Origin of the sequence: Pedobacter psychrotolerans (assembly GCF_004340665.1) — a bacterium.
Lineage (GTDB): Bacteria > Bacteroidota > Bacteroidia > Sphingobacteriales > Sphingobacteriaceae > Pedobacter > Pedobacter psychrotolerans.
The window spans coordinates 145995-169406 of sequence record NZ_SLWO01000002.1 but is presented as its reverse complement, the minus strand read 5'-3'; the positions used below and the strand labels follow the sequence as shown (position 1 = coordinate 169406).

Here is a 23412-nt window from a genome sequence, read left to right as displayed (position 1 = left end):
TTAAAATTTGAATTAATGAATGATAGAATGAGTGATTGCTCTTTTCATCATTCAAAAAATAAATAAAATATTAGAGTTGGTTCAAAAGGTTGATAGGAAAGTCATTCAATCCTTCAAAACTCACTCATTAACAAAATAAATCTCATCACCTATGTTCGTACTAAAAAGAGATGGCCGCAAAGAGCCCGTGCAATTCGACAAAATCACAGCTCGTATTCAAAAGTTGTGCTACAGTTTAAATTCAGACCTTGTAGATCCAATCGATGTTGCTAAAAAGGTAATCGAAGGTTTATATGATGGTGTGACTACGTCAGAGTTGGATAACCTTGCTGCAGAAACAGCTGCATCGTTAACTACAAAACACCCTGATTATGCTTTATTAGCATCGCGTATTGCGGTTTCTAACTTGCATAAAAATACCACCAAATCGTTCTCGGGTACAATGAAAATGTTGTACGAATATTTTGACCCGAAAGCACAGAAAGCAGCACCACTAATTGCGGATGATGTTTTTGAAATTATCGAAAAAAATAAAGATATCTTAGATAGTTCTATCATTTACGATCGTGATTTTGGTTTTGACTACTTCGGTTTCAAAACTTTAGAGAAATCATATCTTTTAAAAGTAAACGGTCAGATTGTAGAACGCCCACAACATTTGTTTATGCGTGTTTCAGTGGGTATTCACAAAGAGGATATCGAGAGTGCCATCAAAACGTATAATTTAATGAGTGAGCGTTGGTTTACACATGCAACACCAACATTATTTAATGCTGCTACCCCTAAACCTCAAATGTCATCATGCTTCTTACTTACTATGCAAGATGATAGTATTGAAGGAATCTACGATACTTTAAAACAAACTGCCAAAATTTCTCAAAGTGCAGGTGGTATTGGATTAAGTATCCATAACATCCGTGCAACAGGATCTTATATTGGTGGTACAAATGGTACGAGTAATGGTATCATTCCAATGTTACGTGTATTTAATGATACTGCCCGTTATGTAGATCAGGGTGGAGGTAAACGTAAAGGTGCCTTTGCTATTTATTTGGAGCCTTGGCATGCTGATGTTTTTGAATTTTTAGACTTGCGTAAAAACCACGGTAAAGAAGAAATGCGTGCCCGTGATTTGTTCTATGCGCTTTGGATAAACGATTTATTTATGCAACGTGTTAAGGATAATGGAGAATGGACATTGTTCTGCCCGCATGAAGCACCAGGTTTAGCTGATTGCTTTGGTAAGGAATTCGAAACATTATATGCGAAGTATGAAGCTGAAGGTCGTGGTAGAAGAACCATTAAAGCACAGGAACTTTGGTTTGCTATCTTAGATTCACAAATTGAGACAGGTACACCATATATGTTGTTCAAGGATGCTGCAAACAGCAAATCTAATCAGCAGAATTTAGGAACTATCAAAAGTTCTAACCTGTGTACAGAGATTATCGAATATACATCAAAAGATGAGGTTGCGGTTTGTAACTTAGCTTCTTTAGCATTGCCTCGTTTTGTAATCAATGGCCAGTTTGACCATGATAAATTATATGAAGTAACTTATCAGGCTACTTTAAACCTGAATAAAATTATTGATCATAATTATTACCCTGTTCAGGAAGCTGAAAACTCAAACATGCGTCACCGTCCGGTTGGTTTAGGTGTGCAAGGTTTAGCTGATGCATTTATCTTATTGCGTTTACCTTTCGAAAGTGATGAAGCAAAACGTTTAAACAAAGATATTTTCGAGACGATTTATTTCGCTTCAATGACAGCTTCTCATGATTTGGCTGTAGAAAATGGTCCATACCAAACATTTGCAGGATCTCCTTTATCAAAAGGTCAGTTTCAGTTCGATTTATGGAACGTAACACCAGATAGTGGTCGTTGGGATTGGGAAACCTTACGTAGTAAAGTAGTGAAAGATGGTGTTTACAACTCTTTATTGGTTGCACCAATGCCAACTGCATCTACCTCTCAAATTCTAGGTAACAACGAATGTTTCGAACCTTATACTTCAAATATCTATACCCGTCGTGTACTAAGTGGAGAATTTGTAGTGGTGAATAAACACTTATTGAAAGACTTAGTTGCTTTAGGTTTATGGAACAACGATATGAAAAATCAAATCATATTGGCTAACGGTTCAATTCAAGGCATTGCATCTATCCCTGATTACATTAAAGAATTGTATAAAACGGTTTGGGAAATTAAGATGCGTAACATCATTGATATGGCTGCCGATCGTGGTGCATATATCTGTCAATCACAATCGTTAAACTTGTTTGTAAATGCGCCAAATACTTCAAAATTAACTTCAATGCATTTTTATGCATGGGAGAAAGGATTGAAAACAGGTATGTATTATCTACGTACACAAGCTGCTAACCAAGCGGTTCAGTTTACAGTAGAAAATCAAGGTGGGAAAGCAATTGAAGCAGTTATTCCTGCTCAAATGTCAGCAGATCAGGTTGCAGAAGAAATCGTCGACGGACCAGTTTGTTCAATGGAAGAAGGCTGTATCAGCTGTTCAGGTTAAGCTAAGAGACTAAAGCTGAAAGACTAAAGCGAAAAGCTTACCGTCTTGCTATCATTGCGAGGCTGGATTTGAGCGGGCTGAAGCAATCTTAAAGAGGTCGTCGTGCTGAATTTATTTCAGCATCTCATTTAAAGAAGACCCTGAAACAAGTTCAGGATGACGAATCTAATCATATCGTAAGGTTTTGAGCAAATGCTCAAAACCTTATTTTTTGTGTATATTTTTGCTTTTAGTTCATCAGTTTATTAGCCAATGGTTCATTCGTTGCTAAGGCGCCAAACACTAGTGAACTAATGACCATTGAACCAATGAACAACACCTTTAAACATAGCAAACACGAGATTATTCCCTGCGAAAGATGTGGAACAGCTATTGAATGCAAGGCAAATGCTTATACCAAATGTCAATGTAGCGTGGTGCAACTCAGCATTAATGAAGTACAATACATATCAGAATTGTATGATGGCTGTTTATGTGCCAAATGTTTATTTGAATTGCAACAAGAATACCGAGAAGAAATTGGAGTATAATTTAACTTATGAAATTTACTGGTTTGTGCGATGCGAAACTTCTTAAGTTTAAAATGTTCCAATTATAAAAATATCCTGGGCTTATCCTATTCTTTTCCAGAAAACATTTAAGCAAATATGCCGTTCTATTTTTAAACAAAATATTAACTTTGACGAAAATTTTGAATGAATGAATTTTGGATGAGTGAATGAGGCATAAGCTAGACATTCTATCATTCTATCATTCACTAACTCATTTACATAAGATGAAGAAAGTAAACGTTGGCTTGGTACAGATGAGTTGTACTCAGGATAAGCAAGAAAATTTAAATAAAGCGATTGATAAAGTAAGAGAGGCTGCTGCAAAAGGTGCGCAAATTGTCTGTTTGCAGGAACTCTTTACTTCATTGTATTTCTGCGATGTTGAAGATTATGATAATTTCGATTTAGCTGAAGCGATTCCTGGACCATCAACAGATGCTTTACAAGTGGTGGCGAAAGAATTAGGCGTAGTTATTATTGCATCTTTATTTGAAAAACGTGCTCAAGGTTTGTATCATAATACAACAGCTGTTTTAGATGCAGATGGTTCATATTTAGGTAAATATCGCAAAATGCATATTCCTGATGACCCGGCTTTCTATGAAAAATTCTATTTCACCCCGGGTGATTTAGGTTATAAGGTTTTCGAAACAAAATTCGCTAAAATCGGCATCTTAATTTGTTGGGATCAATGGTATCCTGAAGCTTCTCGTATAACTGCTTTAATGGGAGCGGATATTATGTTTTATCCAACGGCTATTGGTTGGGATACCACTCAGGATGAAGAAACCAATCAAGACCAATATAATGCCTGGCAAACCATACAACGTTCTCATTCCGTTGCCAATGGCGTACCGGTAGTGAGTGTGAATCGGGTGGGTTTTGAACAAGATGGTGCTATGAAATTCTGGGGTGGTAGTTTCGCTACAAATGCTCAAGGTAAGTTACTTTATCTAGCCTCCCATGATCAGGAAGAAACAGAGGTAGTAGAATTAGACCTGGATCAAAGCGACTTCATGCGCAAGCACTGGCCGTTTTTAAGAGATAGGAGAATAGATACTTATCAACCGATTACCAAAAGATATATAGACGAGGATTAAGCTAAAAGGTTGAAGACCAAAGCTTAAAGCGAACATTATAAGTAGATGTCACCCTGAGCCTGTCGAAGGACTAAACATTTCGACAAGCTCATTGTGACACCTCTAAAATTATAACACCAAACGAATGTCAAATTTCCCTCCAAGAAAAGAATTAAATATCAATCAATTCGATTATTCACCGAAACAGCAAGGTTATTCATTCCCGGCTGAATGGGCAAAACATGAAGCAACCTGGTTAAGCTGGCCACACAAAGAGGAAAGCTGGCCAGGTAAAATTGAAACGATTTATGAACCATATTGCCAATTTATCAAAGCTGTTGCAGAAGGGGAGAAAGTGCGTATCAATGTTCGGGATGAGGAGATGAAAGCATTTGCAACTACCGAATTAGTAAAAGTTGATGCAGATTTAAGTCAGATTGAATTTTATTTCAATGAAACCAATGATGCTTGGTGTCGTGATCATGGGCCAGCATTTTTGCTTAAAGAAAATCAAAAGGCGGTAGTAGACTGGGGTTACAATGCCTGGGGTGGAAAATATCCTCCATTTGATTTGGATGATGTGGTTCCTACTAAAATTGCGAAACACTTTAATTTGCCCTTGTTTGCACCTGATATTGTTATGGAAGGTGGATCGGTAGAATTTAATGGTGCCGGAACAGTTTTAACCACTACAGCTTGTTTGCTGAATGAAAACCGTAACCCTCATTTGACTAAAGAGCAGATTGAACAATATTTGCTGGAATATTATGGTCAGCACCAAGTGTTGTGGTTGGGCGATGGCATAGTAGGGGATGATACCGATGGACACATTGATGATATCACCCGCTTTGTAAATGAAGATACAGTTTTGACCGTTGTAGAAAGTAATCCGATGGATGAAAACTATGTCTTGCTACAGGAAAATTTAGAAGCACTAAAAGCCATGAAACTGCATGATGGTCGTTCATTAAATATTGTGGAGTTGCCGATGCCATCACCCGTAATTTATGATGATACACGCTTGCCGGCATCATACGCAAACTTTTACATTGCCAACGCAGCCGTAATTGTACCGATTTTTAATGATATAAACGATCAGAAAGCTTTAGATATTATTCAAGGATGTTTTCCAGATCGAAAAGTGATCGGTATTAACTCTGTAGATATTATTTGGGGATTAGGAAGTTTCCATTGCTTGAGTCAGCAGGAACCTGCAGTTTAAGTGGGGAATTGTGATATGCAAGCGGTTGTCATCCTGAGCCTGTCGAAGGAATTTTGAGGTTTTTAGACTGCTTGCTATGACAAAGAATGGTATGTGATATAGCGTTATTTTATAACTTAACCCACTGAAATTTATGCCTACAATACATAATTACTTTGTTTATATATTGGAATGCTCAGATAAAAGTTATTACGTAGGGGTAACAAATGATTTGGAAATTAGACTTGCACAACACAACAGCGGCGAAAACGTTTTTAGTTATACCTTTTCTAGAAGACCAGTATTATTAAAATACTTTCAAAGATTTGATCAAATAGAAGATGCAATAGATTTTGAAAAGCAGGTTAAAGGATGGAGTCGAAGAAAGAAAGAAGCATTATTTAATGAGGATTGGGATGAGATTGTAAGATTATCAAACTATAAAAAATAAATAACAGATCGGTCTTCGACAAGCTCAGACTGACAAAAAATAAAATAATAAATGAAATTACTAGAAGGAAAAACAGCATTAATTACTGGTGCATCGAAAGGTATTGGTCGTAAAATAGCTGAAAAATTTGCTGAGCAAGGTGCTAATGTGGCATTTACATACTTGTCATCAGTAGAAAAAGGCGAAGCACTAGAGCAAGAACTGCAAAGTTTTGGAACAAAGATCAAAGGCTATCGTTCTGATGCATCAAAATTTGATCAGGCCGAACAGTTGATCAGTGATGTTGTCGCAGAATTCGGAACAATTGATATTGTGGTAAATAACGCAGGGATTACTAAAGATGGTTTGTTAATGCGGATGAGTGAAGAAAATTGGGATGATGTCATCAACATCAACTTAAAGTCTATATTCAATGTAACAAAAGCTGCATCTAAAGTAATGATGAAAGCACGTAAAGGTGTTTTTATCAACATGAGTTCAGTTGTTGGTGTTACGGGTAATGCCGGACAAGCTAATTATGCTGCATCTAAGGCTGGAATTATTGGTTTTACAAAATCAGTTGCTAAAGAATTAGGCTCAAGAAATATCCGTGCCAACGTGGTGGCTCCGGGTTTTATCCGTACAGAAATGACAGAGGTTTTAGATCCTGCTGTGGTTGCTGGATGGGAAAAAGATATTCCATTAAAACGTGCGGGTGAAACGGAAGATATTGCTAATGTTTGTGTGTTCTTAGCATCAGATATGAGTGCTTATGTAACAGGCCAAACATTATCAGTTTGTGGCGGAATGCTTTAATTTAAGCCGAAATACCAAAAAATAAAGACTTGCTAAATTTAAAAATTAGCAGGTCTTTATTTTATAATGTATTTTCCTTTAACCTCAGTAATGTGCAGGAGGTTTTTCTTCCGCTCAAAAGCCCGATAACCTGCTTGTAGTGTTTTCCAAAAACTGGTTTGGACAGGAAACTGTGTTGCGTATTTGTTCATGTTTCCCTCTGTCATTTTGAATGGATAGATATTTACCGGAATTTTTTCTTGTCCAGCATTTCTAGCCTCAACCGCTAAAATATAAACCTCTTTAATCTTCTCGTCGGTTAATGGGATACAGCCAACGGTGACACAATTGCCATGGATGTAAATATCGCTGCCAGGCTTTCTATTATTACCTGTTCTAAATAAATCGACAGCATTTGGATAATTAATGCCAAGGGATAAATGATAAGTACTCACCGGATTAAAAATATTGATATAATAAAAACCTTCCGGCGTTTGCTTATCGCCTTCCATCAATTTTGGGCCCAGAATACCTGAATGTGCACAAAAATCATAAGTCTTAAATAATGAATATTTCTGATCGGTATTGCCCTTTAGCCAAATCTCCAGTTTACCTTCAGCCTTGTAAGCATTAATGATCAATGAAAAATTATCTTGATAACCAGCTGATTGTAGTGACCGATGTAAAGTTTCCCACTTTTCCTGATAAGCCTTTTTTACCCTTTCGAATTTAATTTGAGTGGCCTTGAAATTATTTTGTGCTTCGGCCATTATGCTGAGTGATAATAAAAGCGTTAAACAGATTAATTTCATAAATATATGTTTAGTTAAAGCTAATACTTTAACCGCAAAAAACGTTAAGTTTAAGTGCAAAGATAAGACTCAAAATATGGCGATGTGTATTTCTGAAGATTATGCTGTGAGCGCTGTGCTTAAAATCATAATCTTTGTGCTTTTAGCGTAAATTCTTCGCTTCCTTTGCGTTTAGTAACAAAATTAGCATCTTTATAAAATATGAATGGCGTTTTTGCTGGTACTTCTATTTTGTATTTTCTGGGTTGCATAGCGCTGGGTGTTCTGTACGCATGGTTGCTTTATCAAGGAGATAAAAATCTCAACAAGAAATTACGTTATGGCTTGGCAATACTTAGGATTATAGGAGTGGCAGCTATCGCCTGGCTTTTGTTTGCACCGCTAATAAAAACGCTTAATTATACTTTAGATAAACCCGTAATCATTATCGGACAGGATAATTCCCTTTCTATTGGTCAGATTAAAGCAGCAGGTTTTGACCAAAAAAGCTATGAACAACATCTAAAAAAATTGCAGGATAAACTTTCAGATAAATTTGAAGTAAAGGTCTATCACTTTTCAGATAGCGTAAAAGATGGTCTTGATTTCAAGAATCAGGGAAAACTTACTGATGCTGCTGCTTTCTTTCAAAAAATCAGAGATGAATATACCAATAGAAATTTGGGTGCCATTGTATTGGCTACAGATGGAATTTTTAATCACGGCGAAAATCCTTTATACAGTATCAATCAAATCAATGCACCAGTTTATACGGTTGCTCTAGGCGACAGTATTCCCAAACGTGATGTTCTGATTTCGAATGTAAATTATAACAATATTGTTTATTTAGATGATGATTTTACTATAGAAGTTCAGGTGCAGGCCTTTCAGAGTAATGGTGAAAGTGCGACGCTAAGTGTAAGCCAAAATGGGTCAAAGATTCAACAGCTGAATATTGCTATCAATGGAAATTCATTTGTGAAAACCATTCCAGTGAAAATTCATGCAGGCAAAATCGGTGTACAAAAATATACCATTCAATTAGGTGTTTTACCCAATGAAATCACCACCAAAAATAATGCACAAACTTTTTATGTAGAAGTGATTGATGGCCGTCAAAAGGTACTCCTAGCTGCGGCTGCTCCACACCCGGATTTAAGTGTGTTAAAAGAAGCCATAACATTAAATAAACATTATGATGCTAAATTGGCTTTGGCTGATGATCTAGGCAGTATTGATCCATCAAAATTCGATCTGATAGTTTTATATCAATTACCAGATGCACAAAACATTTCAGCAAACTTCTTGGAAAGATTAAAATTGATTAAAAAACCCATATGGTATATTCTCGGGGCAAACAGTGGCATTAATGCCTTTAACAAAATTCAGAATCAGGTAAATTTAGGTTCTTCTAATGGCCAGGTTCAGGAGATCTATCCTGATTTCGCCAAGGGTTTTACCAGTTTTAGCTTAAATGATCAGGATGGAAAAATATTTGCATCTTTTGATCCGCTACTTTCGCCCTTCGGACGATTAACAGTGAATGCTAATGTTTCATCAGTTTTCAATCAGCGTATAGGGCAAATCAGTACGCAGCAACCCTTATGGTTCTTTACTAATGACAATGGCTTAAAGGCAGGTTATTTAATGGGAGAGGGCTTATGGAGATGGAAACTTTCAGAAGCTAAAAATGAGGTAAGTGAGTCTGGCTTAAGTGACCTGATTTCTAAAACAATTCAATACCTCTCTGTAAAAGATGATAAGCGAAGGTTTAAAGTCTTTACTTCAAAGTCGGCTTATGATGAAAATGAAGCTATTCAATTTAACGCCACTCTATATAATGATAGTTACCAGGCTGTGAATGAACCGGAAGTCACTTTGCAAATAAAAAATGAAGCTGGGAAAGTTTTCAATTATACTTTTTCAAAAACTGACAATGCCTATCAACTAGATGCAGGAAAAATGCTGGCAGGTAATTATTCCTATCTGGCGAATACTTCCATAGGTGGAAAACGGTTTACAGCTTCGGGAAGTTTTTACATAAATGCCGTAATTACAGAATATCAGCAGACTACCGCAAATCATCAGTTGCTGAGTACAATTTCCAAGCAAAGCAATGGCAAACTTTTTATGCCGGCAGATTTAATGAAGATAGGGGATGAAATTCTTAAAAATGAAAATATTAAAACCATCAGCTACGAGGATCGCAAGTATGATGAATTAATAAACATAAAAGGGTTATTTGCGCTAATTCTGGTGATGTTGAGTTTGGAATGGTTTTTAAGAAAAAGAAATGGAGCACTATAGCATTTCTACCTACGAGATTATTGAAGCATTGGGTACCATCGCTTTTGCTATATCGGGTACTTTTACTGCTATGCAACGCAAACTTGATCCATTTGGTGTGCTAATTATTGCATTTGTTACAGCAATTGGAGGTGGTACAGTGAGAGATTTGTTGATAGGAGATACACCTGTGGCCTGGATGCGGGATATGCAAACTTGTTTAATTATTTTATTTACAGCATTGGCAACTATGTTTTTTAAAACACATGTGCAGAAAATGAAAATCACGCTGTTTTTATTTGATAGTTTAGGTTTAGGATTATTTACAATATTAGGATTAGCTAAAGGGATATCCCTTGGTTTAAACCCTGGGATTTGTATTGCCTTAGGCACAATTACAGGCTGCTTTGGAGGGATTATCAGAGATACCTTACTCAATACCATTCCACTAGTGTTCAAACGGGAAATTTATGCTACGGCGTGTATAATGGGAGGGATGTTTTACTTCTTATTATTAGAAATAAATGTTGGAACGGTAATAGCAAAATTTTTAGCGATAGCCTTTATTTTTGTGATGCGCATTATCGCTGTAAAATTTAAACTTTCCTTGCCTAAATTTGAATATTAGCTTCCAGAATAACTGGAACTTTTAGGCAATGTTTTAACTACTTAAATATTTTATGGCGGGAGCCAATTTTCACAAAAAAAAATAGCTCTATTATTGCTGATCGTTAATCTTTCTTCTCTTCTCGGATGATTACAAACACATCCTCATTGTCTTTTTTCATGAAGTACTTTTCACGGGCAAACTTTTCAGCGGTATTTAAATTCGTATTCAGCTCATTTAAATCTTTTTTAACCTGCGCAGTTTCCTTTTCGAAATACTCTTTCTCTTCTTGTAATTTATTCGCCTGACTGCGGTATTCGTATTGCGACATCATATCGTTTTTATCGAAAAACAGCATCCACATGGCAAACGCAACCGTTGCCAGAAAATATTTATTGCGGAAAAGGTCTATTAAACGTTTCATAGTTTCTCAAAATCGTCATTGCGAGGCACGAAGTAATGACGTAAATGTATAAAAAAACATCCGAAGATTTAAAATCTCCGGATGTTTTGCAAATAAGTTTTTCAACTTGTTAACAACTTAAGTCCCCTTTAGGGGATTTAGGGGGTTATTTCTTTGCGTATTTGAATTTCGAACCAATGAAACGAGCGTTCTCACCTAATTCTTCTTCAATACGTAACAACTGATTGTATTTTGCAATTCTGTCAGAACGTGATGCTGAACCAGTTTTAATCTGACCACAGTTTAATGCGACAGCTAAATCAGCAATCGTTACATCTTCAGTTTCGCCAGAACGGTGACTCATAACTGATGTATAACCATTAGTTTGCGCTAAAGAAACAGCATTAATCGTTTCAGTTAACGATCCGATTTGGTTCACTTTAACCAAAATTGAGTTAGCAATTGCCTCATCAATACCACGTTGTAAACGCGTAACATTTGTTACAAATAAATCATCACCAACCAATTGAACTTTGTCGCCAACTTTATCTGTTAAAGCTTTCCAACCTGTCCAATCATTTTCATCCATACCATCCTCAATCGAAATAATTGGATATTTTACAGATAAATCAGCTAAATATTGCGCTTGTTCTTCGCTGCTACGAATAGCACCTTTTTCGCCTTCAAATTTTGTATAATCGTATTTTCCATCTTTGTAAAACTCTGATGATGCACAATCCAGAGCTAAATAGATATCAGAACCTGGTTTGTAACCGGCTTTTTCAATCGCTTTTAAAACGGTTTCAATTGCATCTTCTGTACCGTCAAAAGTAGGGGCAAAACCACCTTCATCACCAACAGTTGTAGTTAAACCTCTATCGTGTAAAATACCTTTTAATGTATGGAAAACTTCGGTTCCCCAACGCAAAGCCTCAGCAAATGATGGTGCACCTACTGGCATAATCATAAATTCCTGAAAAGCAATTGGCGCATCAGAGTGAGAACCACCGTTGATGATGTTCATCATCGGAATTGGCAAAGTGTTTGCATTTACGCCGCCAATGTAACGGTATAAGGGTTGGCCAATTTCATCAGCAGCAGCTTTTGCAGCAGCTAAAGAAACACCTAAAATCGCGTTAGCACCTAAATTACCTTTGTTTTCGGTAGCATCAAGGTCTAACATTAATTTATCAATTGTATTTTGTTCAAAAACATCAATACCTCTTAAAGCATCAGCAATTTTAGTATTTACATTTTCTACAGCTTTTAAAACGCCTTTACCTAAATATGTAGATTTATCTCCATCGCGTAACTCAACCGCTTCGTGTTGACCAGTAGATGCACCACTTGGTACCGCTGCACGCCCGAAAGCGCCTGCTTCTGTTACTACTTCTACTTCTAAAGTTGGGTTGCCTCTCGAATCGAGAATTTGTCTGGCATGGACATTAACAATTATGCTCATTTTATTTAATTTTATTGATTTTTTAACCTGCTTAGTGTATAAAGTACAATTACTAAGCCTAACATCAAAGTTAATATATTTTTTAAATAAATAAAGCGTTTTCAGGCTTAATGTTACGATCATTATAAAGCCTAATGATCAGTTAATTTTAATTTAATATAGAGGGTTTTGTAAGTGGTTACCATATATTAAATTGTCTGATCACCTCTTTATAAAGTCGTAAAATGCTGGAAATTCCCGGTGCCAAAACCATTCTGTATGCTTTCCGTCTTCGCATTCATGAAAAACAATATTTTTGTTGCGGCCATCAGGATTTAATATTGAATACATTTTTTCGACATTATTTACCATTTCCGCTCCTTCTTTATCTCCGGTAACTAAAAAGACCTTATTATTTTTTAAATCGGATAAACGGTCAGTAATATCGGTATAAATTGCTGGTGCCAGCCAAAATGCCGGACTAAATATCCCGGCCGAGCCAAAAACCTTTGGGTATTCTGCAATGGCAAACATAGAAATCAAACCACCCAGTGAACTTCCTGCTATTGATGTGTTACCTACGTCTGTTAGTGTTCTGTATTGCTGATTTATAAAAGGCCTGAGTGTTTCAGCCAGAAATTGTATATATGCTTTTCCCTCACCTTTGCCATATTGGCTGTCGTAAGGATTATATTCTTTTAGTCGGTCATTTTCACCATGATCGATGCCGACAATAATCATTTCATGAGCACCTTCCCGTATCAAATTATCTGTGATAGTATCAACCGCCCATTCATCATTTCTAGCTGGTGTAGCATGAAATAAGTGCTGTCCGTCATGCATGTAAAGAACAGGGTATTTCTTATTGGAGTTTTTATAACTTTTTGGCAGATAAATCCAAATCCTTCGATACTTACCCAGCTGAGGCATATAAAATGCTGAATCTACCATATGCACATGGTCTCCAAAATGGTAATCAGGTTTCTCTTCTTTAAGGTGATCGATCCAATTTTCAATTCTTACATCCATGTCAGATCAACATTTTTATCTTAAATTAGGTTTTATGATTAATTTCTATTGTAAGAACTTTATATCGTTTTCGACCTGTTTTATATCAAAGCATCAATGTTTATTGATCGAATGGTTGAAATAAAAATGATAAATAGATATTAAATATTGGCAAAAACAAAGTTTAGCCTCGTAAGTTCTGTTTTAATTTGGTTCATGCCAATTAAACCTCCAGACATACCGCTTGATTGCTGAAATACATTTACGGTAAGTTCATTTTCAGTATTTTGGGTCATGGTTACACTAAATTTAAAATACTTTACGAAGGCACCTAATAAAAGTCTTGTAGTGCGATTACCTTTTTCTAAAATCAAATTTCCAAATTGCTGATCAATCACCTTGTATCCTTGCATTTCAAAGATATCAGTAATTTTTTTAGTCATCTCAGGGATAGTAATGTCTTTGTATAAATTAGAAATTAGTCCATCAACCGTTTGAATGTTTTTGACAAAGTGTAGCATAACGTTTAGTTTTAAGTTTAATTTAGTTTAGTTCATCCAGTACCCGGAACAATTTTTTATTGATTCCACTTCCGCTATAATTATTAATATTAATTACGATCACATATTTATTTCCAGCAGCATCAGTGTGGTATCCGGCAAATGCCGAAACATCATTTATAGTGCCACTTTTTATTTTCATCCCATTATATTCAGGCAAAGCTTTATAAAAATCTGGAAACCAGTTTTCATTTTGAACCTGGAACAAGATATTTGCCATAGCAAAGGTTGTGATTCGATTTCCCGGAGAAAGTCCGCTGCCATCAATGATGTTCAAAGCCGATTGATCAATGCCTTTAGCCGCCCAGAAATTAATTTCAGTTTCTGCTCCCTTAGAGGTAGTTGCAGGTTTACCAGATTTTACGGCAATAGTTTTTAATAAAGTTTCTCCGTAAAGATTAATACTTTTCTTTAAAAACCAATAGGTCATTTCGCTTAAAGTTGGGGAAGTTACCGTATTGATTTTTTGCGTAATTGCAGGAAACGATTGTTTGTTTATTTTTAATAATCTGGTTGTAGTAGCTTCCTGGGTAATTTGAATGCCCAATCTTTTTAAGGTATCCTGTAATCGATAAGCACAATCAAAAGCCGGATCGGGCAGGGCTACGGAAATTCCTGGTTTTCCAATCCCCATACCCCAGGTGCCACGTAAATAGGCAACATTTGAATAGGGTGGAAGAAAGGCATAACTTCTATCCCCACTACCTGCTGGGCCAGTTTTCAATTCATTTTCAATTTGGATATATGGTGTAGGTGGAACTGTTTTTATTATTTGTACCGCTGTTGCTGTACCTGACCCTGGACGCAGTTGTATATCGAACTGGTTTTCTCTCCAGGCTAGTCCTGATGTTCCGGCACCATAATAATTGCCAATATCCTGCCATACCCAGCCCTCGGGTGTAGTTTGTGTGCCAAATATTTGATCGTTACCTATAATTGAACCTTCAACTTTCTTAATTCCTACAGATTTTATTGCCTCCACCCACTGGGTTAAAACGGCATGCTCACTATTTCGATATCGTGAAGAACCAAGTGTGGGATCGCCACTACCAGTAATGATGATATGGCCTTTCAAAGTTCCTGCAGGTGTAATCTCTCCGGAATAGGCTAATGTAGTTTGAAACTGAAAATCTTTACCTAAGATACTGAAAGCAGATGCAGCAGTAATGGTTTTTAAAGTTGATGCTGTCGCCAGGCCTATCTGTTCATTTTTAGCGAACAGTATTTTTCCGGTACGTGCATCTAAAACACAAATAGATGTTATGGCATGTTTGGCCTGCTCGTCACCCAGTAAAACATTAAATGCTTTTTCCAGATTTTGGATTCTATTTTGAGCAAAGCAATTAACATAAAATAGTGTATATAAAAGGATTATGAGTGACTTTTTCATATGAAATATTTAGCTTTAGAAGCTTCTAACCAATAAATCGGTATAATTTTTTTTATTAATAACATTGGTTTGTACGTTTTGGTAAACATTAGTAAATGTTGTCGGAAATTTAACTTTCTTGTTTTCGTTCCATTTAATCTCGTATGCTGTTAAATCTCCTTCGAACTCTTCAATCAAATCTATTTCTTGCTGCTGGAAACTTCTCCAGAAGAAATGCTTGGCATGTTTAATTTGATTACTATTGGCTTTTATAAATTCAGATACAATGTAATTTTCGAAAAGTTGCCCGGTATCTTGCCGTAAACTTAACGGACTGAAATTCTGGATTACTGCATTACGTATGCCGTTATCATAAAAATATATTTTCTTCCCCTTTTTTACTTCATTCCGAAGGTTTTTACTGTAAGCACCCAATCTAAATACAACGAAGCATTGTTCAAGTAAATCTATATATCGTTCAACTGTTAACTTATCTGCTTCTATCATTTGCCCAAGCTCGTTATATGAGATTTCGTTTCCAATCTGCAGCGCCAATGCCTGTACTAATTTTTCAAGCTGAACTGGTTTTCTAATACCAGACAACGCTAGTATATCTTTAAATAAGTAACTGTTTGTTAGATTTAATAAGAGTTCCTTTTCTTCGCCTGGATAGTTGATTGCATCCGGATAGCTACCAAAAATTAATCTTTTTTCTAATGATTGTTCTTCGGTAAGGATATTGGTATGCTGTACAAGTTCTGCAACAGAAAAGGGAAAAAGATGATACTCAAATTTTCTACCTGTTAAACTTTCTTTTGTGCCAGCTGCCAAATCTAAAGATGAAGAACCTGTAACTAAAAGTTGTACTTCTGGAAAGTTATCTACAATAAGCTTTAACGTTAAACCAATATTTGTAACCCTTTGTGCTTCATCAATTAACAGGATTTTATGCGTTCCTATTATAGACTTTAAACGTTCTATACTGATATTTTCCAGTGTTATACGCACATTGGCTTCATCACAATTAAGAAAAACGAAAGATTGATCTTTTTTCTTAGCCAGTTTTTTTAACATAGTTGTTTTACCAACCTGCCTTGCACCGGTAATTATAATTGCTTTTCCCTTAAAAAATTTAGATTCAATATAATTTTCTAATACTCTTTCAATCATATGATTATAAATCAATCTATAACAAAGATAATTAATTTATATATAATTTGAGTATCGTAATCACTAAATTATATATAAATTTAATATTGTAATCACCAAATTATATATAATTTGGTGATTGGCATTTTATTTTTCCTTTGAAATATTTACTCTATTGCTAAATTTTGTCAAATACAGTCGCATAAATAATATGGAATAGATGGTGATCGGAATAGCTTCATTCTGAAGCGTGCATAAAAAAGCCCGTGTTTGTGACACGGGCTTAAGTTTACCTTTATAAAATATTAAACTAATTCTTTCCGAATAAGGTATTCTGCTATCTGAACGGCATTGGTGGCTGCACCTTTACGTAAGTTATCTGCAACAATCCAAAGGTTTAAAGCTTTAGGTGCTGATTCATCTCTGCGAATACGACCTACAAAAACCTCATCTTTTTCATGTGCATCCTTAGGCATTGGATATTTTAAATTCGCAACATCATCAACAACAATAATACCTGGCGATTTTTCTAAAATGCTGCGTACTTCAGCTAAATCAAAGTCGTTTTCAAACTCAATATTTACAGATTCTGAGTGTCCTCCCATTACCGGAATACGAACCGTAGTCGCAGTAACTTTAATACTATCATCACTCATGATCTTATTGGTTTCCTTAACCATTTTCATTTCTTCTTTGGTATATCCATTTTCCATGAAAACATCAATATGTGGAAGAACATTTAAGTCAATTTCATATGGATAAGCTTTTGGTCCATCAATACCTTTACGCTCATTCATTAATTGCTCAACCGCTTTAACGCCTGTTCCGGTAACGGATTGGTAAGTAGAAACCACCACACGTTTAATTTTATATTTATCGTGTAAAGGTTTTAAAACCACAACCATTTGAATGGTAGAACAGTTAGGGTTAGCGATAATTTTATTATCAATAGAAAGCTCATGAGCGTTTACTTCAGGAACGATCAATTTAATTGCAGGATCCATTCTCCAGGCCGAAGAATTATCGATAACAGTAGTGCCAGCTTCTTTAAAACGTGGGGCATGTTCTAATGAAGTATTTCCACCAGCAGAAAACAGTGCGATATCTGGTCTCATGCCAATTGCAGTGTCCATGCTAACGATTGGGAACTTCTTACCCTTAAAAGTAATTTCCTTACCAACACTCTTTTCTGATGCTACGGGAATTAACTCTGTTAAAGGGAAATTTCTTTCCTCCAATACTTTTAACATTACGGTTCCAACCAATCCGGTTGCACCTACAACTGCTACTTTCATTTTAAATTTTAATTATTATATTTATGAAACATTTGATATAAGCCCAAATATGAAGAAAATTCTGCTTATATCCCTATTGTTATTATGTAAAATTGCATTTTCCCAAGTTACCGAATCATTTTCAGATGGCGATTTCTCCCAAGATCCCACTTGGAAAGGTAATGTAAATGATTTTCAGGTTAATGCTCAAAAACAACTTCAATCCAAAGGTCAGAGATTGTCGTCGCAAACAATTGCTTTATCTACCACGAATCGGCTAAGTTTAAATGCTAGCTGGGAGTTTTTGGTGCAACTTAATTTTAACCCTACTTCAACCAACTTTGTTCGCATTTATTTAATTGCCGATAAAGAAGATTTGAAAGGAAGTTTAAACGGGTATTATGTTCAGGTGGGAGAAACCGGCGCTACGGATGGATTTCACTTATACAGGCAAAGTGGAACATCGACCTCCAGAATTATCACCGGGCCACAAAAAAAACGATCAAAGGCGGGTAATGTTTATGCAAAAGTAAAAGTAACCAGAGATGCTTCCGGGAAGTGGGAATTATTTACTGATATTGCTGGAGGAAACAATTTTAATATGGAAGGAAGTGTTACAGATGCTACTTTTCGTGCCTCGGTATTCGCTGGTATTTTTTGCAAATATTCAACCGCTTCCAGATGCAATCAGTACTTTTTTGATGATTTCATCATTAAAGATCTTATTCCAGATACTACACCTCCGATTCTAAAAAGTATCTCAGTGATTAATTCTAAAACGTTAGAAGTAACTTTTTCTGAACCTCTGGATTCGAATACTGCAATCTCAACGGCGAATTATGTGTTATCAAATTCTTATGGCAATCCTTATAAAGTTACCTCAACCACACAGAAAAACGTTTATCGCTTAACCTTTTTGAAGGAATTTGAATCTGGCTTGTATAACCTTAATCTAAACAATATAAGGGATATTAAAGGCAATGTGATTGCAGCAAATAGTAGCATGGAGTTTACTTATATTAAAACTTATGCTATAAAATATGGCGACATTGTTATTAATGAAATATTTGCTAACCCGGGCGGAAGTGCTACATTGCTTCAAAAGGAATACGTTGAAATTTGGAATACGACAAATGAGTATATCTTAACCCAGGGCTGGAAGTATGCTGATCAAACTTCAACCTTTACTTTTCCTGTAGATACCATCAAGCCAAATCAGTATATTATTTTAACGGCAAAGGCCGATGAAGCATTATTTAAACCTTATGGAAAAACAATCGGACTTGCAACTTGGCCCAGTTTAAATAATGATAAAGATATCCTAACGTTGAGCGATAACTCAGGTAAGATAATAGACAAGGTTGCTTATAGCGACATGTGGTATAAGGATGAAGTGAAAAGGAGGGGTGGATTCAGTTTAGAATTGATCGATCCTAAAAACATTTGCACCGGAATTCAGAATTGGATCGGATCTTCAGACGTTTCTGGCGGTACACCGGGAAAGCAAAATGCAGCGTATAAAAATCAGTTAAGTGCTGAAGTGCTTAAGCTGATCAATGCGATAATTATCGATAGTGTAACTGTTCAGGTTGAATTTTCTAAAGTTGTTGATAGTCTTTCTGCAGTTGATGTTTCCAATTATTCTATTAACAATGGATCCGGTAATCCTAAATCGATAACCATTCATCCAGACTATACCACTGTAACGCTTCATTTTCTAACAAACTTATTCCGAGGAGTGGAAAATAGGTTAACCATAACTAATGTTACGGATTGCGCCGGAAAGGTGATCAGTGCTGCTGCCAACACAGCAAATTTATTCATGGCGAAAAAGATAGAAAGAAATGATATTCTTGTTTCTGAAGTTTTATTCAATCCCAAGCCTGGTGGAGTAGATTTTGTTGAAGTTTTTAACCATACCAACCAACCATTAGATTTGAAGGATTTGCAGATTGCGAATGTAGATTCCAATGGTGTTATTTCGAATGTAAAATCTGTTTCTAACAAAAATGTATTGATTAATCCAAATACTTATTGGGTACTGAGTACAAATATGGCTAATGTAAAACTGAATTATTTTGTCCAAAATCCGGACAACTTTGTTCAGCTAGGTTCAATTCCAGCCTATAATAATGATAAAGGAAGTGTGATTCTCTTAAGCAACCATTTGATTATTGATAGACTAGATTATGATGCAAAAACACATCATCCGCTCATTCAAAATAACGATGGGGTTTCTCTTGAACGTGTTTCTTTTGATGTGGCTACAAACGAACCTGGTAATTTTAAATCTGCAGCGGCCACTGTTGGTTTTGCTACCCCAACTTATAAAAATTCTCAGGAATTAGGTGGTGATGAAAACTATGTCAGGCTACTTTCCAAAATTTTTTCTCCTGATGGAGATAGTTTTGAGGATTTGGTGACATTGGAATATCAAGTATCATCAAATGCAAGTTTAGCAACAGTTAACATTTATACTGATAAAGGGAGGCTGGTTAAGAAATTATTAAAAAATCAAACCATCGGAACAAACGGAATTTTAACCTGGGATGGTTTGAATGATAACGGACAAAAAGCTGCAATTGGAATTTATATTATGTTATTTGATGTTTTTGATTTGAAAGGAAATACCAAAAGATACAAAAATACCTGTGTATTGGCAGGAAAGCTGAATTAGAAAGGCCATAGCAAGACGCTATGGCCAGTAAAGAGTAAAAAGACGGTTAGTTATCTAATGAATATAAGCTACATGGAGATATTCATCGGATGACTATGGATGACAAATTTTATTTTAAGATATTTTTCTTGATGTAAGCACAACTTGCTGCAACAGATTCGATTGGGTTAGGCTTGTAATTGGTTTCATGCTCAACAAAGAAATGTTTCATGCCTGATAATTTAGCATCAGCGAAAATTGGTTTCCAATCAATACTTCCTGTACCAACTTCTGCATTTAACGCAGGGTTAGTTTTATCCATATCTTTTACATGCCACATGGTAAAACGACCAGGGTTAGCTGTAAATAGTTTTATTGGATCATTTCCAGAACGTACAGCCCAGTATAAATCCAATTCAAAGTCAACTAATTTCTTATCAGTTTCATTTAAAAGAATTTGATAGCCTGTGGTTTCTCCTTGTTTCTGGAATTCAAAATCATGGTTGTGATAAGCCAGGCGTAAACCTGCATCTTTACACATTTTGCCTGCAATATTTATTTTTGCAGCAAGTTTTTTATAGTCTTCAGCATTTTTTCTGATGCTGGCATCTAGATAAGGAATAGTAACATATTCACTGCCTAAAACCTTTGCAGCGGCAATAGCAGCTTTCAGTTCATCAGTGTTGCCATCTGTTAAAAAAGTACCTAAACCATAATGGCCACTCACTGCTTTAAGTCCGTTTGCACTAAGCAATTTTTTAAATTCAACTGGAGTTAAGCCCCAAAACTGACCTTTTATGGAAAATCCATAAGTTTCAACTTCTGTAAAACCTGCTTTTGCAACCTTTTCAATTGTTCCTTTTAGATCTTTTGGCAGGTCTGCTCTTAATGAATAGAGTTGTATGCCAACTGCTTTTTTCTGGGCTACACATGCAAAAGATGGAGCCAAAAGTAATGTTGCTACAGCTAAGCAACTGTTGATGATAAAACTTTTTCTTGATAACATAATAATTAATTAAATGTCGCAAATTTCAATGGCTTTCTTTAACGAAGCAATTTTGTCTGCATTTTTAGGTATGAATTCTTGTGCAACGAAACCTTTAAAGCCGGTTTCTAAAATGGCTTTCATAATTGCAGGGTAATAAAGTTCCTGCGTATCATCAATTTCATTCCGGCCTGGAACACCAGCAGTATGATAATGAGCAATATATTGGTGATGATCGCGAATGGTATGAATCACATCACCTTCGTCAATCTGCATATGATAAATATCGTAAAGCAGTTTAAAGTTTTCAGAGCCTAAACGTTTACAAAGTTCAACACCCCAGGCAGTTTTATCACATTGATAATCGGCATGGTTTATCTTGCTATTCAGCAATTCCATTACCAATACCACGCCGTGTTTTTCTGCTAATGGCATTAATTGTTTTAATCCTTCTACGCAGTTGTTCCATCCGGTTTCATCATCTTTTCCTCGGCGATTTCCACTAAAGCAGATTAAATTTTTATAACCCGCAGCAGCAACCAATGGAATCATGGCTGAATAATTTTTAATTAAGGTTTCATGAAACTTTTTATCGTTAAAGCCGTCAACGAGGTTAATTTCTGCTCCGTTGCACATGGTTGATTCCAGACCATGCTTTTTAAGAATTGGCCAATCCTTCGGACCAACCAAATCAATGCCTTTTATGCCAATTTTTTTTGCTTCTAAGCATAGCGTATCTACATCTAGCGTACTAAAGCACCAACGGCAAACGGAGTGGTTAATATTACCTTTAAGCTTTTGAGATGGTTTTGGCTGATCCATAGCAAAGGATGAAATACTTGATGAAACACCAATTGCAGCAGTGCCGGCAATGATGTTTTTTAGCGCATTTCTTCTATTTAATTTTGATGACATTTTTTTAAAGGGCTTTAGCTTCTATTTCAGACTTTGTTTTATCGTTAAAAAGAACTGCAAAAAGTAGAAAAACTACTGCAGCAATACCTGCAGGAATGATCCAAACCATTTCCCAGTCAATTGCGCCATCCGCTGCCTTATAAGTGTCGGTGATTTTTCCTGCGACCTCAAAGCCAATTAACATTCCTACACCATAAGTGGCTAATGTAATTAAACCTTGCGCAGAGCTTTTGTATCTTTCCCCAGCTTTAGAGTTGGTATAAATTTGACCTGATACAAAGAAGAAATCATAACAAACACCATGTAAAGCAATACCAATAATTAACATCCAGCTTAATTCTGCCCCATTTCCGTATGCAAATAAGGCATAGCGAATTGCCCAGGCAAGCATACCAACCAATATGGTTTTCTTAAAACCAAAACGAGCAAAGAATACTGGAATAAAAAGTAAGAATAGTGCTTCAGATATTTGCCCGATTGCCATTTTTCCAGTTGGATTTTCGACGCCAACGTTAGTTAAAAATGGGTGTGCATTTTGATAATAAAAAGCTAAAGGAATACAAATCAATATTGATGAAATAAAGAAAATGGCAAAATTCTTATCCTTTAATAATTTTAGTGCATCAAGACCAATTAAATCACCAATTTTAATTTTTTCAGATGAAGAAACTTTTGGAGGTGTTTTGGGCAATGTAAAGCTGAATAGGCCTAATACTGCTGATGCAATTCCTGCTAAGAGAAAAGTATTTTTTAACAAGCCTTGTGTAACACCTTCAGCTGAATCCCAATGGAAAACAAAACTAATGGCTAAGCCAGCCAAAATCCATCCGATTGTTCCGAAAACGCGAATATTTGCAAATTCCTTTTCAGGATCTTTCATCTGGTTAAATGATACCGAATTTACCAGAGCCAAGGTTGGCATAAACAAAATCATATAACCCAAAACATAAGGATAAAATACACTTACATCAGTAGCATTATACATTTGATACATCAATATTGCACCAACAATATGCAACACACCAAGAATTCTTTCTGCATTAAAATATCTGTCGGCAATTAGACCAACAATAAAAGGGGCAATAATTGCGCCCCATGATTGAGTAGAGAAAACTGCTCCTGTTTCTCCACCTGTTGCTTTTAAGTTATTCCCTAAAAAGGTTCCTAATGTTACGAACCAGGACCCCCAAATAAAAAATTCGAGGAACATCATGGTAGAGAGTTTAAAGCGGGTAGTACTATTCATTTGGTCAGTTTAATTAAATGGAATTTAAGTGGTAAAATATATTGGATTGGTGTATCCAACTTACGTGTTATTTAAATATGAAATGGAAGTAAAGCAAATAAATATTCACATTATACAAGCTCCACTTACA

20 protein-coding genes are annotated in these 23412 nt (G+C 35.9%); 9 read left to right on the top strand and 11 right to left on the bottom strand.

Annotated features, from left to right (window positions below):
- The first annotated feature begins 151 nt into the window (after positions 1 to 151).
- The 6 genes from EV200_RS04605 (at position 152) to fabG (ending at position 6613) form a co-directional block, all read left to right on the top strand.
- Positions 152 to 2536 carry a ribonucleoside-diphosphate reductase subunit alpha gene (locus tag EV200_RS04605; RefSeq protein ID WP_132529689.1) on the top strand — a complete coding sequence of 795 codons (2385 nt, stop codon included), beginning with the start codon at positions 152 to 154 and terminating at the stop codon, positions 2534 to 2536.
- A 293-nt stretch (positions 2537 to 2829) separates the two neighbouring features.
- Complete coding sequence (locus tag EV200_RS04600; protein ID WP_229676764.1) at positions 2830 to 3066, top strand: cysteine-rich CWC family protein; 237 nt, start codon at positions 2830 to 2832, stop codon at positions 3064 to 3066.
- Positions 3067 to 3311: 245 nt separating this feature from the next.
- Positions 3312 to 4187, top strand: a complete 876-nt coding sequence (locus EV200_RS04595) for a carbon-nitrogen hydrolase (RefSeq protein WP_132529687.1) — start codon at positions 3312 to 3314, stop codon at positions 4185 to 4187.
- 124 nt (positions 4188 to 4311) lie between these two features.
- Positions 4312 to 5388, top strand: coding sequence for an agmatine deiminase family protein (locus tag EV200_RS04590; protein WP_132529685.1), 1077 nt, complete (start codon positions 4312 to 4314; stop codon positions 5386 to 5388).
- A gap of 133 nt (positions 5389 to 5521) precedes the next feature.
- Positions 5522 to 5818, top strand: coding sequence for a GIY-YIG nuclease family protein (locus EV200_RS04585; protein ID WP_229676763.1), 297 nt, complete (start codon positions 5522 to 5524; stop codon positions 5816 to 5818).
- A 51-nt stretch (positions 5819 to 5869) separates the two neighbouring features.
- Positions 5870 to 6613, top strand: coding sequence for a 3-oxoacyl-[acyl-carrier-protein] reductase (gene fabG, locus EV200_RS04580; protein ID WP_132529683.1), 744 nt, complete (start codon positions 5870 to 5872; stop codon positions 6611 to 6613).
- 56 nt (positions 6614 to 6669) lie between these two features.
- Here the strand turns inward: fabG and EV200_RS04575 are convergent, their stop codons facing one another.
- Positions 6670 to 7404, bottom strand: coding sequence for a L,D-transpeptidase family protein (locus EV200_RS04575; RefSeq protein WP_132529681.1), 735 nt, complete (start codon positions 7402 to 7404; stop codon positions 6670 to 6672).
- A gap of 201 nt (positions 7405 to 7605) precedes the next feature.
- Here EV200_RS04575 and EV200_RS04570 point away from each other — a divergent pair, with 201 nt between their 5' ends.
- Together EV200_RS04570 and EV200_RS04565 are read left to right on the top strand one after the other, a co-directional pair.
- Positions 7606 to 9690, top strand: a complete 2085-nt coding sequence (locus tag EV200_RS04570) for a hypothetical protein (protein WP_132529679.1) — start codon at positions 7606 to 7608, stop codon at positions 9688 to 9690.
- A complete protein-coding gene (locus EV200_RS04565) occupies positions 9677 to 10297 on the top strand; it encodes a trimeric intracellular cation channel family protein (protein ID WP_132529677.1) in 621 nt (206 codons plus the stop codon). The genes EV200_RS04570 and EV200_RS04565 overlap by 14 nt, the downstream gene beginning before the upstream one ends.
- 103 nt (positions 10298 to 10400) lie before the next feature.
- Here the strand turns inward: EV200_RS04565 and EV200_RS04560 are convergent, their stop codons facing one another.
- The 7 genes from EV200_RS04560 to EV200_RS04530 all read right to left on the bottom strand — a co-directional run bounded on the left by EV200_RS04560 (position 10401) and on the right by EV200_RS04530 (position 17501).
- Entirely contained in the window at positions 10401 to 10700 is a 300-nt protein-coding gene (locus tag EV200_RS04560; RefSeq protein ID WP_029286805.1) for an FtsB family cell division protein, read from the bottom strand.
- A 145-nt stretch (positions 10701 to 10845) separates the two neighbouring features.
- A complete protein-coding gene (gene eno, locus EV200_RS04555) occupies positions 10846 to 12141 on the bottom strand; it encodes a phosphopyruvate hydratase (protein ID WP_132529675.1) in 1296 nt (431 codons plus the stop codon).
- 201 nt (positions 12142 to 12342) lie between these two features.
- The gene (locus EV200_RS04550) at positions 12343 to 13149 is read right to left on the bottom strand and encodes an alpha/beta hydrolase (protein ID WP_132529673.1); all 807 of its coding nucleotides are present in this window, start codon (positions 13147 to 13149) and stop codon (positions 12343 to 12345) included.
- 140 nt (positions 13150 to 13289) lie between these two features.
- Positions 13290 to 13649 (bottom strand): hypothetical protein, encoded by a 360-nt coding sequence (locus tag EV200_RS04545; RefSeq protein ID WP_132529671.1) that lies wholly within the window; start codon positions 13647 to 13649, stop codon positions 13290 to 13292.
- A 22-nt stretch (positions 13650 to 13671) separates the two neighbouring features.
- Complete coding sequence (dacB, locus tag EV200_RS04540) at positions 13672 to 15078, bottom strand: D-alanyl-D-alanine carboxypeptidase/D-alanyl-D-alanine endopeptidase (RefSeq protein ID WP_132529669.1); 1407 nt, start codon at positions 15076 to 15078, stop codon at positions 13672 to 13674.
- A gap of 15 nt (positions 15079 to 15093) precedes the next feature.
- Entirely contained in the window at positions 15094 to 16227 is a 1134-nt protein-coding gene (locus tag EV200_RS04535; protein WP_132529667.1) for an ATP-binding protein, read from the bottom strand.
- A gap of 284 nt (positions 16228 to 16511) precedes the next feature.
- Positions 16512 to 17501, bottom strand: a complete 990-nt coding sequence (locus EV200_RS04530) for an aspartate-semialdehyde dehydrogenase (protein WP_029286811.1) — start codon at positions 17499 to 17501, stop codon at positions 16512 to 16514.
- A gap of 49 nt (positions 17502 to 17550) precedes the next feature.
- On the opposite strand from EV200_RS04530, the gene EV200_RS04525 reads away from it, so the two are divergent.
- Complete coding sequence (locus EV200_RS04525; RefSeq protein WP_132529665.1) at positions 17551 to 20157, top strand: lamin tail domain-containing protein; 2607 nt, start codon at positions 17551 to 17553, stop codon at positions 20155 to 20157.
- Positions 20158 to 20266: 109 nt separating this feature from the next.
- Here EV200_RS04525 and EV200_RS04520 read toward each other — a convergent pair whose 3' ends face one another.
- The 3 genes from EV200_RS04520 to EV200_RS04510 are packed head-to-tail and all read right to left on the bottom strand — an operon-like array spanning position 20267 to position 23282.
- Positions 20267 to 21142, bottom strand: coding sequence for a sugar phosphate isomerase/epimerase family protein (locus EV200_RS04520; protein ID WP_165877855.1), 876 nt, complete (start codon positions 21140 to 21142; stop codon positions 20267 to 20269).
- A 9-nt stretch (positions 21143 to 21151) separates the two neighbouring features.
- Positions 21152 to 22036: a hydroxypyruvate isomerase family protein gene (locus EV200_RS04515; protein ID WP_132529663.1), complete on the bottom strand. Its 885-nt coding sequence runs from the start codon at positions 22034 to 22036 to the stop codon at positions 21152 to 21154.
- A gap of 4 nt (positions 22037 to 22040) precedes the next feature.
- Complete coding sequence (locus EV200_RS04510; protein WP_132529661.1) at positions 22041 to 23282, bottom strand: nucleoside permease; 1242 nt, start codon at positions 23280 to 23282, stop codon at positions 22041 to 22043.
- Positions 23283 to 23412: the final 130 nt, after the last annotated feature.

Bases quoted from the DNA above. Each gene is read 5' to 3' on its own strand.
- EV200_RS04605 (WP_132529689.1), top strand. From the start codon at position 152: ATGTTCGTACTAAAAAGAGATGGCCGCAAAGAGCCCGTGCAATTCGAC.
- EV200_RS04600 (WP_229676764.1), top strand. From the start codon at position 2,830: ATGACCATTGAACCAATGAACAACACCTTTAAACATAGCAAACACGAG.
- EV200_RS04595 (WP_132529687.1), top strand. From the start codon at position 3,312: ATGAAGAAAGTAAACGTTGGCTTGGTACAGATGAGTTGTACTCAGGAT.
- EV200_RS04590 (WP_132529685.1), top strand. From the start codon at position 4,312: ATGTCAAATTTCCCTCCAAGAAAAGAATTAAATATCAATCAATTCGAT.
- EV200_RS04585 (WP_229676763.1), top strand. From the start codon at position 5,522: ATGCCTACAATACATAATTACTTTGTTTATATATTGGAATGCTCAGAT.
- fabG (WP_132529683.1), top strand. From the start codon at position 5,870: ATGAAATTACTAGAAGGAAAAACAGCATTAATTACTGGTGCATCGAAA.
- EV200_RS04575 (WP_132529681.1), bottom strand. From the start codon at position 7,404: ATGAAATTAATCTGTTTAACGCTTTTATTATCACTCAGCATAATGGCC.
- EV200_RS04570 (WP_132529679.1), top strand. From the start codon at position 7,606: ATGAATGGCGTTTTTGCTGGTACTTCTATTTTGTATTTTCTGGGTTGC.
- EV200_RS04565 (WP_132529677.1), top strand. From the start codon at position 9,677: ATGGAGCACTATAGCATTTCTACCTACGAGATTATTGAAGCATTGGGT.
- EV200_RS04560 (WP_029286805.1), bottom strand. From the start codon at position 10,700: ATGAAACGTTTAATAGACCTTTTCCGCAATAAATATTTTCTGGCAACG.
- eno (WP_132529675.1), bottom strand. From the start codon at position 12,141: ATGAGCATAATTGTTAATGTCCATGCCAGACAAATTCTCGATTCGAGA.
- EV200_RS04550 (WP_132529673.1), bottom strand. From the start codon at position 13,149: ATGGATGTAAGAATTGAAAATTGGATCGATCACCTTAAAGAAGAGAAA.
- EV200_RS04545 (WP_132529671.1), bottom strand. From the start codon at position 13,649: ATGCTACACTTTGTCAAAAACATTCAAACGGTTGATGGACTAATTTCT.
- dacB (WP_132529669.1), bottom strand. From the start codon at position 15,078: ATGAAAAAGTCACTCATAATCCTTTTATATACACTATTTTATGTTAAT.
- EV200_RS04535 (WP_132529667.1), bottom strand. From the start codon at position 16,227: ATGATTGAAAGAGTATTAGAAAATTATATTGAATCTAAATTTTTTAAG.
- EV200_RS04530 (WP_029286811.1), bottom strand. From the start codon at position 17,501: ATGAAAGTAGCAGTTGTAGGTGCAACCGGATTGGTTGGAACCGTAATG.
- EV200_RS04525 (WP_132529665.1), top strand. From the start codon at position 17,551: ATGAAGAAAATTCTGCTTATATCCCTATTGTTATTATGTAAAATTGCA.
- EV200_RS04520 (WP_165877855.1), bottom strand. From the start codon at position 21,142: ATGTTATCAAGAAAAAGTTTTATCATCAACAGTTGCTTAGCTGTAGCA.
- EV200_RS04515 (WP_132529663.1), bottom strand. From the start codon at position 22,036: ATGTCATCAAAATTAAATAGAAGAAATGCGCTAAAAAACATCATTGCC.
- EV200_RS04510 (WP_132529661.1), bottom strand. From the start codon at position 23,282: ATGAATAGTACTACCCGCTTTAAACTCTCTACCATGATGTTCCTCGAA.